The following is a 14,056-nucleotide window of genomic DNA, read 5'->3' as shown; positions in this document are numbered from 1 at the left end:
CGCCCTACTCCTGCTGCCAGGAGTGCCAGAGGCGCGCGTAGTCGCCGCCCGCCGCGACGAGCTCGTCGTGCGGCCCGATCTCCGTGATCCGGCCGCCGTCGACGACCGCGACCCGGTCGGCGTCGTGCGCGGTGTGCAGACGGTGCGCGATCGCCACGACCGTCCGTCCCTCCAGCACCGCGTTGAGCGAGCGCTCGAGGTGCCGGGCCGCGCGCGGGTCCAGCAGGGACGTCGCCTCGTCGAGGATCAGGGTGTGCGGGTCGAGCAGCACGAGCCGTGCGAGCGCGACCTGCTGCGCCTGCGCGGGGGTGAGCACGTGCCCGCCCGAGCCGACCTCGGTCGCGAGCCCGTCGGGCAGGGCCTCGACCCAGTCCTGGGCGTCGACCGCGGCGAGGGCCGCGCGCAGCGCGTCGTCGTCCGCGTGCTCGTCGGCCAGGCGCAGGTTGTCCGCGAGGGAACCCACGAACACGTGGTGCTCCTGCGTGACGAGCGCGACGTGGCGGCGCAGGTCGTCGAGCGGGAGGTCGACCAGGTCGACGCCCCCCACGGTGACCGAGCCGCCCGTGGGCGGGTGGATGCCCGCGAGCATGCGGCCGAGCGTCGACTTGCCCGCGCCGGACGGACCGACGACGGCGAGCCGCTCGCCGACCGCGAGGTCGAGGTCGATCCCGTGCAGCACGTTGTGCCCCTCGCGGTACGCGTACTCGACGTCGCGCGCCACGACGTGCTCGTCCGCAGGAACCCGGTCCCCTGCCTTGCGGTCGCTGTCGACGAGCTTGACGCCCACGATGCGGGCGAGCGACGTCGCGGCGACCTGGATCTCGTCGAGCCAGAAGATCAGCTCCCAGACGGGGCCCGCGAGCTGGAACGCGTACATCGCGATGGTCGTCACCGCGCCGATCGTCGCGTGCCCGGTCGAGAGCATGTAGCCGCCCCACACGATGACCGCGACGGGCGCGAGGACGAACGTGAAGTCGACCGCGGGGAACAGGACCGTCCGCAGGTTGAGGGTGTACTTCTCCGCCGCGAAGGCCTCGCGCAGGTCGGCCTCGACGCGGGCCCGGCGGCGGGCGCCCAGGCGGAGCGCGTCGACCGTGCGGGCGCCCTCGACCGACTCGGTGATGGTGCCGTTGAGGGTCGCGTAGGCGGCCGACTCGCGCTGGTAGCCCGGCGTGGCGCGCCGCAGGTACCAGCGCGAGACGACGACCATGAGCGGGACGCCGACGAACAGGGACACCGCCACGAGCGGCGAGGTCAGCATGCTCGCGACGACCGTGAGCAGGATCGTGACGACCGCGACGATGAGCCGCGGGACGCCGAACCGCACGGCGTGCTGGATGCGGTTGACGTCGTTCGTGGTGCGCGCGACGAGGTCCCCCGTGCCGGCTCGCTCGACGGTCGAGAGGGGCAGGGTCGTGACCGTCTCGAGGAAGTCCTCGCGCAGCTCGGCGAAGACCGTCTCGCCGAAGATCATCGAGTACTTCTGGGCGTACCGGATCAGGACGGCCTGGACGAGCACCGCGCCCACGCCGATCGCGATGACCTGGTTGACGTAGGCCGTCGTGGTGCCCTGGGCGACCGCGTCGACGATCCGGCCCAGGATCCACGGACCGGCGAGGCCCGCGACCGCCGCGACGGTGTGCAGGACCGCGAGCCCGATCAGCGGCCTGCGGTGCTCACGGACGAGGTGGGCGGTGTGCCGGCGGACCTGGGAGGCGTCCGCGATGGGGAGCTTCATGACACGCCCTTCGAGGCGTCGGCGAGCTCGTCGGAGCCCGGGGTCGGGTGGTCGTCCTCAGGGTCGGCTGCGGCGGGCGCCTCGTCCATCGAGCGCCCGACGGCGGCGCGGTAGCGCGCTGCCTCCTCGCCCTGGTGCGCGTCGAGCGGGCGGTGCAGGAGCTCGCGGTGCGTCCCGTGGGTCACGACGCGCCCGTCCTCGACGAACAGGACGTCGTCGACGTGGTCGAGCACGAGCGGGCTCGCGGTGACGACGAGCGTGGTGCGCCCCCGCCGGACCTCGGCCAGCCGCTCGGCGATCCGGGCCTCGGTGTGGGCGTCGACCGCGCTCGTGGGCTCGACGAGCACCAGGATCTCGGGGTCGGTGAGGATCGCGCGGGCCAGGGCCACGCGCTGGCGCTGCCCGCCGGACAGCGAGCGGCCCTTTTCGGGGAGGTCTCCCGCGAGGCCGTCGGGGACCGAGTCCAGGACGTCGTGCGCGTCCGCGACCATGATCGCCCGCAGGAGCTCGGCCTCGAGGTTGCCGCCGCGCACGTCGATCTCCTCGCCGAGCACGCCCGAGAACAGGTGGGGCGTGGCCTCGGCGACGACGATGCGCTCACGCACCGCGTCCTTGTCGAGGTCCGCGAGCCGGACACCGCCCAGGTGCACGGGTGTGCCCGCCTCCGCGACGTCGTCGAACCGGCCCATGCGGGTGGCGATGCGCGCCGACTCGTCGGGGTCCACGCTCACGAGCGCGACCACGCGCCCGGGGTGGAGCTCGACGCCGCTCGCGTCGTCGACCAGGACCGACCCGGCGGGAGGCGCGGACGCCGTCCCGGGGGTCGCCCCCGTCGCGGGGACGACCGAGAGGACCTTGACGAGCTTCTTGGCCGCCACGTGGGCGCGCGTCGTGATCTGGAGCGTCTGGGTCGCGATCTGCAGCGGCCACGAGAGGAACGCCGCGTACCCGTAGAACGCGACGAGCTGGCCCGGGCTGATGTCGCCGGCCACGGCCGCGTGCGCGCCCAGGTACAGCACCAGGGCGACGAACAGGCCCGGCAGCAGGACCTGGAGCCCGTCGAGGTAGGACTGCGTGGTGGCGACGCGCACGCCCGTCTCGCGGACGGTCTGCGACTGGGCGCGGTAGCGGTCCGTGAAGACCTTCTCGCCGCCGATGCCGCGCAGGATCCGCAGCCCCGACACGGTGTCCGCGCCGAGCGTCGTGAGCCGTCCCGACGCCTCGCGCTGCGCGGCCTGGCGCTGCTGGAGCGGCTTGACCAGGAACGCGAGGATGCCCGCGACGACGGGCAGCCCGAGGGCCACGACGAGCCCGAGCCGGAGCGAGGTGCTCAGCATGATCCCGGCGACGACCGCGTACGCCACGAGCGAGCCCGCGAACCGGGCAGCGATCGCGTAGACCTCACCCACGCGCAGGGCGTCCGAGGCGACCGCGGAGACGACCTCCCCCGTGGGGAGCTCCTCCGTGATGGTGTGCCCGGAGCGGGCCACGGTGTCGCCCACGAGCTGCGACGTGGTGAAGGCCGAGCGCAGCCAGTTCTCGATGTCGTAGCGGTGCCCGAGCGCGGCCGAGCCCACCTGGACCAGCCCGATGCCCAGCATGACCGCGGCCCAGCCCAGCAGGACGGGACCGAAGCCCGCGTCGAGCCCCTCGTCGAGCGCACGGCCGAGCACGTAGGGCATGACCGCCTGGCACAGGAAGCCGATCATGCCGAGGAGGACGGCGACCAGGAGGATGCCCCACTGGCGGCGCGCGAGCCACCAGAGGAAGGCACCGGGGCCGGTGAGCGGAGGGGTGCCCGGGTCGGGGAGGGGGAGGGGACGCACGGTCACTAACATTAGGTGTGGCCACCGACACCGAGCCACGGATTTTCGCTCAGCGTAAGGAACTCATCCCATGACCACGCCCGACCCCGCAGGCCCGCAGACGACGTACGACGCCGTGGCGGGAACCCCCACGCAGGAGGTCGTCGACCGCGCCGTCCGCAAGGCCCGCGGCGCGCTCGCCCGCTACCGCGTGATGGCCCTCATCACCGGTGTGATGCTCCTGATCCTGTGCGTCGAGATGATCGTCAAGTACGGCGTCGGTGAGTTCGTCGACGTCGACGGCGTGATGCGCTTCGTCGGCTGGATCCCGTTCGCGCACGGGTGGGTCTACGTCGTGTACCTCGTCACGGTCCTCGACCTGTGGTCCAAGATGCGCTGGAGCTGGGGCCGCCTGGCCACCATGGTCTTCGCGGGCGTCGTGCCCGTCATGTCGTTCATCCTGGAGAAGAAGGTCCACCGCGAGGCCGAGGCCAAGCTCGACGCCCTCGTGGAGCAGTACGCCCGATGACCTCGCTGCCGCCGCTGGTCGCGCCCTCTCCCGAGCCCCTGTCCCCGGAGGAGCTCGCCCGGTACTCGCGGCACCTGGCCCTGCCGGGCATCGGGGTCGAGGGCCAGCAGCGGCTGCGTGCCGCACGCGTGCTCGTGGTGGGCGCGGGCGGGCTGGGCAGCCCCGCGCTGCTCTACCTCGCGGCGGCCGGCGTCGGCACGATCGGGATCGTCGACGACGACCGGGTCGAGGTCTCCAACCTCCAGCGCCAGGTGATCCACGGCGGCTCGGACGTGGGGCGGCCCAAGGTCGCCTCGGCGCGCGACGCGATCGCCGAGGTCAACCCGCACGTGGCCGTCCGCCTGCACGAGCAGCGCCTCGACGCCTCGAACGTGCTGGAGATCCTCGCTGGGTACGACGTCGTCCTCGACGGGACCGACAACTTCGCGACCCGCTACCTCGTGGGCGACGCGGCCGAGCTCGCGGGCATCCCCTGCGTGTGGGGCTCGATCTTCCGCTTCCAGGGCCAGGTCAGCGTCTTCTGGTCGTCGCCCCCCGTCGGGGAGGGCGTGGTCTACCGCGACGTGTTCCCCGAGCCGCCGCCGCCCGGCACCGTGCCCGACTGCGCGACGGGCGGAGTCCTCGGTGCCATGTGCGGGACGGTCGGGTCCGTCATGGCGACCGAGGCGATCAAGCTCGTGACGGGTGCGGGGCGCACGCTCCTGGGGCGGCTCGCGGTCTACGACTCGCTCGAGCTCACGTGGCGCCACCTCACGATCCGCGCCGACCCCGAGCGCGTCCCCGTCACGAGGCTGCTCGCCGGTGACCACGCCTACGAGGCGTTCTGCGGCGTGGCACCGGTGGGGGCGGCGGCCCCGGTCGCGGCGGGCACCTTCCCCGGCCCGACGGCGGAGGGTCGCCTCGCGGTCGACCTCGCCCGGGTGGCGGGCTCGCCGGGGGTCTCGGCGGGGGCCGGTGCGACGGCGACGAGCCTCACGGCGCGCGAGCTCGCCGACCGCCTCGCCGACCCCGACGACGACCTGCTGCTGCTCGACGTGCGCGAGGACTGGGAGACGCAGGTCGTCGGGATCGACGGTGCGCGCGTGGTCCCCAGCGGGGTGTACGCCGGGCCGGACGCCGCGGCGGCGCTCGCTGACCTGCCGCGCGACCGGACCGTCGCGGTGCTGTGCAAGGTCGGGGGCCGGTCGGACCGGGTCGCGGCGCTGGCACGGGCCGCGGGCGTGGACGCGCGCAACGTCGAGGGCGGCATCCTGGCGTGGGTCCGGGACGTCGAGCCGGGACGCCCGACGTACTGATCCCGTCGGGCCGGAGGCCAGGCGCCGAGGCAGCGGACCGGGACCCTCGGCGGGCCGGTCACAGCGCCAGGTCGAGGTTCCCTCCGCCCAGCACGCCGGTACCCGTGAGCCCGGCTGACGACCCGGCACCGACGGCCCCGGCCCGGCCGACCATCCCGTCGACCGGCGAGCTCGCGAGCGCCTGCTCGCGCCGCGGGATGCGGCCCGCGAGCGCCGCCAGACGCCCGGCCTCGACCGCGAGGCGCATGGCCGTCGCCATCCGCACGGGGTCGGCGGCACGGGTCACGGCCGTCGCCAGCAGCACCCCGTCGCACCCGAGCTCCAGGGCGTGCGCGGCCTCCGAGGCGGTCCCGATCCCCGCGTCGAGGATCACGGGCACGCGGGCTGCCGACGCGATGGCCGCGATGTTGCGCGGGTTGAGGATGCCGAGCCCCGACCCGATGGGCGCCCCGAGGGGCATGACCGCGGCGCACCCCACGTCCTCGAGGCGGCGCGCGAGGATCGGGTCGTCGTTGGTGTAGGGGAGCACCGTGAAGCCGTCGCGGACCAGGGTCTCGGCGGCTTGGACCAGGCCGATCGGGTCGGGCAGGAGGGTCACGTCGTCGGCGATCACCTCGAGCTTGACCCAGTCCGTGCCGCACGCCTCGCGCGCGAGGTGCGCGGTGAGGACGGCTTCCTTGGCCGAGAAGCAGCCTGCGGTGTTCGGCAGGGCGCGGATGCCGAGGCGGTCGAGCATCGCCCAGACGCCGGTCTCGCCGGCGTCACCGGCGCCGCCCGACCCTGCCCGGTCGCCCGACGGGCGGACCCGCGCGACGCGGCGCATCGCGACGGTCGTCAGCGCGGTCCCGGACGCGACGAGCGCCTCCTCGAGCGTGAGCAGGTTGGCCGCGCCGCCCGTGCCCATGACGAGGCGGGAGCCGAGGGGTACGCCCGCGACCACCAGGGGGTCGTCGGCCGCGCGGTCCTGCCGGGGGTCAGCCACCCTGCACCGCCGTGACGACCTCGACGCGGTCGCCGTCGCGCAGCGTCGTGGACGCCCATGCGCTGCGCGGCAGCACGGCGTCGTCGATCGCGACCGCGACGCCCTGGGGGGCGCCGGTACCGGTGACGAGCCCGGGCAGCAGGCGGGCGACGAGGCTCGCGACGGTCGTGGGGGTCGTGAGCGGGTGGGGCTCGCCGTTGACGAGGGCGGTGTCGGTCATCAGGGTCCTCCGGGACGGTTCGTGGGAACGGACGAGGGGGCGGGCGAGAAGCGCAGGGGGTCGATCGCGGCGACCGTGGGCGGCAGGGGTTCCCCGGCCAGGACCGCGTCGACCGCGGCCCCCGTGACCGGCGCGAGCAGCACCCCGTTGCGGTAGTGGCCCGTCGCGAGGACCAGGCCGGGCACGGTGGTGGGCCCCAGGAGAGGCAGGTTGTCCGGGGTCCCGGGGCGCACGCGCGGCGTGACCTCGACGAGGGCCGCCTCGTCGAGCCCGGGCAGCAGGGCGCGCGCGTCGCGCAGGAGGGCGAAGACGCCGCCCGCGGTTGCGCGCCGGTCGTCGGGGTGCTCCTCGCTCGTCGCACCGACGACGACCTCGCGGTGCCCGTCGGGTCCGGGCGTACGCGGTACGACGTACACCGGACGTCCCTGCACGATCCCCCGCACCACGTGGTCGAGCGTGAACCACGGCGGGGCGTCGAGCCGCAGCGTCTGCCCCTTCACCGGGCGGGTCGGGACGCACACCTCGGGGACGCCCGTGAGCAGGGCGCCCGAGTCGGCCCCGGCCGCGAGGACCACGGTCCCCGCACGGTGCTCGTGGCCCGCGTCGTCGAGGGCACCGGTCACGGGAGCGCCGGGCCCGGGGGAGCGCAGCAGCCGGACGGCCCGCCGGTGCACGACGGCGGCACGCGGGTCCCGTCCCAGGGCCGCGGTCAGGGCCCGGTGCACCGCGCGGGGATCGACCTGGTGGTCACCCGGGGCCCAGAACGCCCCGGCCACGCGCGGCCCGACCAGGGGCTCCAGGTCGCGTGCGGCCGCGACCGAGATCTCGGTCGAGTCGAGGCCCCACGCCTCCTGGAGCGCGCGCACGCGCCGGCCGAGGGCCAGGTCGTCGCCGTCGTAGGCCAGCGTGAGGGTCCCGGTCGCGCGCAGACCCACCCCCTGCCCCGAGTCCGCCTCGAGCTCGGCGGCGAACGCGGGCCAGCGCGCCGCGGAGTCGGCACCCAGGCGCAGCGCGGCCTCCTCCCCGAAGTCGGCCTCCGTCACGGGCGCGAGCATCCCGGCTGCGGCGTGCGTCGCGCCGTCCCCGGGGGCGGGGTCCAGGACGGTCACGCGCAGGCCGGCACGCGAGGCCCGCCAGGCTGCGGTGAGCCCCACGATGCCGCCGCCCACGACGAGGACGTCCGCGGCGCCGTCGGGCAGGTGGTCGTGGGGCAGGCCCGACGGCGCCGCGCGCCCAAGGCCTCCGTCGCGCCCCGGTGGGCGCGCAGGCAGGGCAGGGTGTGGCAGAGCTGCGCTCATGCGCTCGCTCCCTTCGCTGGCATGACCCAGATCAGGTTCGACGGTCGGCTCTCGCCCTCTCAGCCCCGTGCGGGGCTCCCGTGCTTCGCGGCCACCCTACAACGCGTCCCGTCCACCCTCCGGGCGTGCCCGCAGGCTGCGCAGCCCGGGCGACCCGGCCCCGGCCGTGCCTATCCTGGCGCCGTGACCACCCTCCCGACCGGCGACCCCGGCCGCCGCCGACGCTCCGCACCCCGCCACCGCTCCGACGCGCCCGAGGGCCTCGACGCGAGGACCCTCGCAGCCCGCGAGGCCGCCGTCGAGCGCCTGGGCGCCGCCCGCCTGTACCTGTGCACCGACGCGCGCGAGGAGCGCGGCGACCTCGAGGACTTCCTGCACGCGGCGCTCGCGGGCGGGGTCGACGTGGTCCAGCTCCGCGACAAGACGCTGGACGTCGCGCGCGAGCTCGAGCTCCAGGAGACGGTCGCGCGCGTCGCGACCCAGCACGGTGCGCTGTGGGCCGTCAACGACCGTGCCGACGTCGCGCTGCTCACCGGTGCGCCGGTCGTGCACACGGGCCAGGGCGACCTCCCGGTCCCCGCGGTCCGGTCGCTCCTGGGCGCGGGTCCGCTGCTGGGGCGATCGACGCACTCGCTCACCCAGGCCGCGGCCGCCGAGGCCGACCCGTCGGTCGACTACTTCTGCGTGGGGCCGCTCTGGTCCACGCCGACCAAGCCGGGGCGCGACGCCGTCGGGCTCGACCTCCTGCGACAGGTCGCGGCGACCCGGCCGACGACGCCGTGGTTCGCGATCGGGGGCATCGACGCCGCGCGTCTCGACGAGGTGCTCGACGCGGGCGCCGAGCGGATCGTCGTCGTCCGCGCCCTCACCGAGGCCGCCGACCCGGAGCAGGCCGCACGCGAGCTGCGCGAGCGGCTGCCCGCCTGACCGGGCCCCAGAGGGACAGGTCCCCGTCCCCCGGGCGGTCTCAGAGGACGGAAGGTCTTCCCGCCGCCGGGCCGCTGTGGGAGGGTCTGGGCTGCAGAGTGCTCGCCGCCGAGCGCAGGACGCTCCCGTCCTCGATCCTCAGACCCGGAGAACCATGACCCGCACGCGTGGGCCCCTCGTGGCCGCCCTGTTCTCGCTCACCCTGCTCGTGCTCGCGGGCTGCACCGGCGCTGGCGCCGGCGCCGAGCCGTCGCCGGGCGGTGGCACGGAGGGGACGACGGCCTCGTCCCCCGCGGCGGACGGCGACCAGGAGCAGGCGGCCGGCGAAGCCTCGATCACGACGGCGTCGCTCGCCGAGCAGACGTTCGACGCGACCGCGGGGTCCGGAGAGGCCCCCGGCGGCACGATCACCATGACGCTGCGCTCGGTCGAGGTGACGGGCAGGACCATGACCGTGCGCTGGGCCCTTCGCTGGGACAACCCTGACAAGGGGGCCGGAGAGCGCGCGTCGTTCTCCGACCTCGGCGCACGACACGTGCCGACCGTGACGGACAGCACGAACCTCAAGATCTACAAGCCCTTCTGCACCAAGGGGGCCTGGAAGGGCGCCGCGCTCGACGTCCAGGCCTGCGAGCTCTCCGCGCTCGTCTCGCCGAGCGCGTCCAGCGGTGCAGGCCTGACCAACGGCTCGACGATCGAGGCCTGGGCGCTCCTGCCCTCGCCGCAGGGCGACCCCGGGCCGGTCGACGTCCTCGTCTCCGACGGGTGGCCGGCGTTCAGCGGGATCACCCCCGTCGTCGTCGACGGGAAGTAGGGCCGTGAGCACCCTGCGAGAGACCCTCCGCGGAACGGCCGTGGTCGGGGCCGTGACGGTCGGACTCCTCGGCACGACGTCGCCCAGCGCGGCGGCGGTCTCGCCCGAGCCGGTCCCCGACCTCGTGGTGACCGAGCAGATGAGCGCCGACGCGACGTTCGACCTGCGGCCCGACGACGCGACGACGGGCCTCGAGACCGTCCGCGAGGAGGAGGGCGAGACCGTGATGGTCCTCACGTCCGACCTGCTCTTCGCCTTCGCGTCCGCAGACCTGTCGCCCCAGGCCGCCGCAGCGGTCACGGACCTGGTCGCGACCATCCCTCAGGGAGCCGACGTGGCCGTCGACGGTCACACCGACTCCGTGGGGGACGACGCCGTCAACGACCCGTTGTCGCAGCAGCGCGCGGATGCGGTCGCCGCGCTCCTGCGCGCAGCGCGCCCGGACCTGGTGCTGACGGTCACCGGGTACGGCAGCAGGGAACCTGTGGCGGACAACACGGTCGGTGGCCAGGACAGCCCGGCCGGGCGGGCGCTGAACCGGCGCGTCGAGATCACGTTCGCGTCCTCCTGAGCGCGGGCCCCGCCCGCCCTGGGTGGACGGATGACGTGACGGGCCCGGGGGCCAACTATCCTGGGGTGGTGACACCCACCCCCTCAGCCCCCCGGCCCGTATTGGTCGTCGACTTCGGCGCACAGTACGCCCAGCTGATCGCGCGTCGCGTGCGTGAGGCCAAGGTGTACTCGGAGATCGTCCCTCACACCTTCACCGTCGAGCAGATGCTCGCCAAGGACCCGGCAGCGATCATCCTGTCCGGCGGTCCGTCGTCCGTGTACGCCCAGGGCGCCCCGTTCGTGGACCCCGCGCTGTTCGAGGCCGGCGTGCCCGTCCTCGGCATCTGCTACGGCTTCCAGGCCATGGCCCAGGCGCTCGGCGGCAAGGTCGCGCAGACCGGCCTCAGCGAGTACGGCGGCACCGAGGTCGAGGTGTGCTCCGCGGGCGTCCTGCTCGCCGAGACCCCCGACCACCAGACCACGTGGATGAGCCACGGCGACTCCGTGCACGCGGCGCCCGAGGGCTTCGAGGTCCTCGCGACGTCGTCCGGCTCCCCGGTCGCGGCCTTCGAGGACACCAGCCGGCGCCTGTACGGCGTGCAGTGGCACCCCGAGGTCAAGCACTCCGCGCACGGCCAGGCCGTGCTCGAACGCTTCCTGTACGAGGGCGCGGGCCTCGCCCCCGACTGGACCCCCGGCAACGTCATCGCCGAGCAGGTCGCGCTCATCCGTGAGCAGGTCGGCGACGCGCGCGTCATCTGCGGCCTGTCCGGAGGCGTCGACTCGTCGGTGGCAGCAGCCCTCGTCCAGCAGGCCGTGGGCGACCAGCTCACGTGCGTGTTCGTCGACCACGGCCTGCTGCGCGCGGGCGAGGTCGAGCAGGTCGAGCGCGACTTCGTCGCGGCCACGGGCGTCAAGCTCGTCGTCATGGACGAGAAGCAGCGCTTCCTCGCGGCGCTCGCGGGCCACTCGGACCCGGAGACCAAGCGCAAGATCATCGGCCGCGAGTTCATCCGCGCGTTCGAGCAGGCGGCGCGTGACATCGTCGGGGAGAGCCGGGAGCACGACTCCGACGACACCGAGGTCAAGTTCCTCGTGCAGGGCACCCTGTACCCGGACGTCGTCGAGTCCGGCGGCGGCGAGGGCACCGCGAACATCAAGAGCCACCACAACGTGGGCGGCCTGCCCGACGACCTGCAGTTCTCGCTCGTCGAGCCGCTGCGGGCCCTGTTCAAGGACGAGGTCCGCGCCGTGGGCCGCGAGCTCGGCGTGCCCGAGGTCATCGTGGCCCGTCAGCCCTTCCCCGGTCCCGGGCTCGGTATCCGCATCGTCGGCGAGGTCACGGCCGAGCGCCTGGAGATCCTGCGCGCAGCGGACGCGATCGCGCGCGAGGAGCTCACCAAGGCGGGGCTGGACGACGAGATCTGGCAGTGCCCCGTGGTGCTCCTGGCCGACGTCCGCTCGGTCGGCGTCCAGGGCGACGGCCGCACGTACGGTCACCCGATCGTGCTGCGCCCCGTGTCCTCCGAGGACGCCATGACCGCGGACTGGACGCGCCTGCCGTACGACGTGCTCGCGACCATCTCGACGCGCATCACGAACGAGGTCAAGGACGTCAACCGCGTCGTGCTCGACGTGACGAGCAAGCCGCCGGGCACCATCGAGTGGGAGTGACCTCCCGCTGAGCCGCGAAGGGCCGGTCCCCGCAGAGCGATCTGCGGGGACCGGCCCTTCGGCGTTCCCGGTCCCGTCCCCGGGCCGGGAACGCAGGCCCGACGGGGACCGGTCCGGCGTGCCGGCGGGTCAGCCGCGCCGCTCCTCGCGGTACGCGGCCGCCTTCTCGTACGCCTTCTCGACGTCCGCGAGCACGCTGGGCCACCCGCTCGACGGCCGCACCGCACGGTTGTGGGCGACGATGCGGTCGAGCAGGCCGTCCTGCGTCACGAGCCGCACGATCTGCTCGGTCATCTCGGTGTCGTCGGCGGCGAGCAGCCCGTCGACCCCGTCGGTCAGGCGCTCGGCCACCCCGGACTCCGCGCGCGTCACGACGGCCAGGCCCGCGGCCTGGGCCTCGAGCGCCGCGATGCCGAACGACTCCTGGATCGCGGGGGCCGCGAACACGTCGGCACGCGAGTAGAGACGCTTGAGCTCGTGCGCCCCGAGCCGTCCCGGGAGGCTGACCGTCGAGGACAGCCCGTGCTCCTTGACGAAGCGCCGGGCCGCGTCGAGCTCGGGGCCCTCGCCCGCGATCGTCGCGAAGAGCGCGTCCTGGGGGAGCCGCTCGACGGCCTGCCGGACCGAATCGAGCAGGGGCAGCACGCGCTTGCGCGGTGCGAACCGGGTCGCGGCGACGACGTGGACGGCCTTGCCCTCGCCCCGCGCGTCGCGCTCGACGCGCGGCACGGCCCACTCGTCGAGGTCCAGCCCGTTGTGCAGGATCTCGACGGGCACGCCGCGTCCCGCGATGCGCCGCAGCGGCGCCGCGGTCAGCTCGCTCACGGCCGAGAGCAGGATCGGGAGGCGCGACCAGTGCGTGACGCGGTCGAGCGCGGCGAACCACGGTTCGGCCGACCCCCACACGCTGTGCACGGTCAGGACCGCGGGCAGGCCGAGGCGCGCGACGGGCTTCAGCGACGCCTGCACGGACGGCGTCAGGACGCCCATGTGCAGGTGCACGACGTCGGGCCGCGCGTCCCGCAGGATGCGCGTCACGTGGTGCGCGGCACGGGGGTGCACCGGGTAGCCACCGGGGATCCGGGCCGCGACGCGGTGGATCGTGACGCCGTCGTGCACCTCGCAGCTCACGCCGTGCTCACCCGGCGACGCGGGCGTCGTGGTGACCACCTCCACGTGGTGGCCCGCCGCGGCCTGCTGGGCCGCGAGCCGGCTCACCTGGGTCTCGATGCCGCCGAGCAGCGGCAGGTAGCAGTCCGTCACATGGGTGATCCTCACCCCCGGATTCTCCCATCAGGACCGGGCGCCGCCGCGTGCGGTACGGCCCGACGCCGTCCGTTGTGCGGGCGAACAGACCTTTCGTCCGGCGGAGACGGCCGAACGTCGCTACGTTGAGGACTAAGAAACCGGCTCGGGGAGGGATATCGCAATGTCCAGCACTGTCACGGTTCGACCGGCGAAGGGCGTGGGGGTCATCGGGATCCTCAGCATCATCGCCGGAATCGTCATGATCATCGCCGGCGGTGTCACGTGGGGCGTCGTCTCGTCGCAGCTGTCCGCCGAGGAGATCACGGTGTCCGACGACGCGGACTTCCTCGCGGGGCGACACGTCAACGGCCCGTTCACGGCCTACGCGCAGGCCGAGGTCATCAACAAGCACGCGCTCGAGATGAGCGACGGCCAGACCTACGCCGAGCTCCCGCAGGACGACGAGCGACGCGCCGTCGTCATGAACGCCTCGTTCCTGCGCGCCTCGCTGTTCACGTCGGTCGTCGCGTTCGGCGTCGCGGCGCTCGTGATCGGGCTGGGCATCCTGTTCATCCTCATCGGCATCGCGCTCAAGCGGATCTCGAGCGGCCCCGCCGTGGCGGTGGAGACGTCGGGCGGCTACTCGTCGGGCGGCAACCTCTCCTCGGCGCAGGCTCCCACGCACACCCCTGCGCACGCGGCGCCTACGGCACCCGCACCCACGACGCCCGCGCCCACGACGCCGGCCACGCCGCCCACCCGGACCTCGACCCACGCTGCTCCGGTCGAGGAGCCCAAGAGCCCGGGCGTCCCGCCGGCCGGCACGCAGACGCCTCCCGTGACGGAGCCCAAGAGCCCGGGCGTCCCGACCACGGGCACCGAGACCCCTCCGACCACACCCCCTGCGCAGGGCGAGCCCCCGCGCTGAGGTCCTCCACCAGCACGGCAGAGCACGACGGCGGCGCACCGGTCCA

At 74.4% G+C, this 14,056-nt stretch carries 13 protein-coding genes; 7 read left to right on the top strand and 6 right to left on the bottom strand.

Translation table 11 applies throughout. From position 1 onward, the window contains the following. Positions 1-4: 4 nt before the first annotated feature. Both NHG27_RS14550 and NHG27_RS14545 read right to left on the bottom strand, forming a co-directional pair. The gene (locus NHG27_RS14550) at positions 5-1,738 is read right to left on the bottom strand and encodes an ABC transporter ATP-binding protein (protein WP_497016766.1); all 1,734 of its coding nucleotides are present in this window, start codon (positions 1,736-1,738) and stop codon (positions 5-7) included. Further along, positions 1,735-3,576 carry an ABC transporter ATP-binding protein gene (locus NHG27_RS14545; RefSeq protein ID WP_193718723.1) on the bottom strand — a complete coding sequence of 614 codons (1,842 nt, stop codon included), beginning with the start codon at positions 3,574-3,576 and terminating at the stop codon, positions 1,735-1,737. The genes NHG27_RS14550 and NHG27_RS14545 overlap by 4 nt, the downstream gene beginning before the upstream one ends. 58 nt (positions 3,577-3,634) lie before the next feature. Here NHG27_RS14545 and NHG27_RS14540 point away from each other — a divergent pair, with 58 nt between their 5' ends. Together NHG27_RS14540 and moeB are read left to right on the top strand one after the other, a co-directional pair. After that, positions 3,635-4,072 (top strand): DUF3817 domain-containing protein, encoded by a 438-nt coding sequence (locus NHG27_RS14540; RefSeq protein ID WP_497016765.1) that lies wholly within the window; start codon positions 3,635-3,637, stop codon positions 4,070-4,072. Further along, the gene (gene moeB / locus NHG27_RS14535) at positions 4,069-5,367 is read left to right on the top strand and encodes a molybdopterin-synthase adenylyltransferase MoeB (protein WP_497016764.1); all 1,299 of its coding nucleotides are present in this window, start codon (positions 4,069-4,071) and stop codon (positions 5,365-5,367) included. The genes NHG27_RS14540 and moeB overlap by 4 nt, the downstream gene beginning before the upstream one ends. Before the next feature lie 58 nt (positions 5,368-5,425). Here the strand turns inward: moeB and NHG27_RS14530 are convergent, their stop codons facing one another. From NHG27_RS14530 to thiO, 3 genes are all read right to left on the bottom strand, one after another. Then, entirely contained in the window at positions 5,426-6,271 is an 846-nt protein-coding gene (locus tag NHG27_RS14530) for a thiazole synthase (protein WP_497016790.1), read from the bottom strand. A gap of 70 nt (positions 6,272-6,341) precedes the next feature. After that, positions 6,342-6,569, bottom strand: coding sequence for a sulfur carrier protein ThiS (gene thiS / locus NHG27_RS14525; protein WP_191801322.1), 228 nt, complete (start codon positions 6,567-6,569; stop codon positions 6,342-6,344). After that, positions 6,569-7,867: a glycine oxidase ThiO gene (gene thiO / locus NHG27_RS14520; protein WP_497016763.1), complete on the bottom strand. Its 1,299-nt coding sequence runs from the start codon at positions 7,865-7,867 to the stop codon at positions 6,569-6,571. Before thiO ends, thiS begins: the two co-directional genes overlap by 1 nt. 306 nt (positions 7,868-8,173) lie before the next feature. Here thiO and thiE point away from each other — a divergent pair, with 306 nt between their 5' ends. The 4 genes from thiE (at position 8,174) to guaA (ending at position 11,834) form a co-directional block, all read left to right on the top strand. Beyond that, positions 8,174-8,794, top strand: a complete 621-nt coding sequence (gene thiE / locus NHG27_RS14515) for a thiamine phosphate synthase (protein WP_225219993.1) — start codon at positions 8,174-8,176, stop codon at positions 8,792-8,794. A gap of 154 nt (positions 8,795-8,948) precedes the next feature. Continuing rightward, a complete protein-coding gene (locus NHG27_RS14510) occupies positions 8,949-9,608 on the top strand; it encodes a hypothetical protein (protein WP_497016762.1) in 660 nt (219 codons plus the stop codon). 4 nt (positions 9,609-9,612) lie between these two features. Continuing rightward, positions 9,613-10,179 carry an OmpA family protein gene (locus NHG27_RS14505; protein WP_497016761.1) on the top strand — a complete coding sequence of 189 codons (567 nt, stop codon included), beginning with the start codon at positions 9,613-9,615 and terminating at the stop codon, positions 10,177-10,179. Between the two features lie 68 nt (positions 10,180-10,247). Further along, positions 10,248-11,834: a glutamine-hydrolyzing GMP synthase gene (gene guaA, locus NHG27_RS14500; RefSeq protein WP_191801313.1), complete on the top strand. Its 1,587-nt coding sequence runs from the start codon at positions 10,248-10,250 to the stop codon at positions 11,832-11,834. Positions 11,835-11,963: 129 nt separating this feature from the next. On the opposite strand, the gene NHG27_RS14495 is transcribed toward guaA, so the two are convergent. Continuing rightward, entirely contained in the window at positions 11,964-13,112 is a 1,149-nt protein-coding gene (locus NHG27_RS14495) for a glycosyltransferase family 4 protein (protein WP_497016760.1), read from the bottom strand. A gap of 151 nt (positions 13,113-13,263) precedes the next feature. Here NHG27_RS14495 and NHG27_RS14490 point away from each other — a divergent pair, with 151 nt between their 5' ends. Further along, the gene (locus tag NHG27_RS14490) at positions 13,264-14,010 is read left to right on the top strand and encodes a hypothetical protein (protein WP_497016759.1); all 747 of its coding nucleotides are present in this window, start codon (positions 13,264-13,266) and stop codon (positions 14,008-14,010) included. The last annotated feature ends 46 nt before the right edge of the window (positions 14,011-14,056 follow it).

The organism is Oerskovia sp. 140933 (assembly GCF_059651515.1).
The sequence above is the reverse complement of the archived record's forward strand: the minus strand, read 5'-3'. Positions and strand labels throughout refer to the sequence as shown.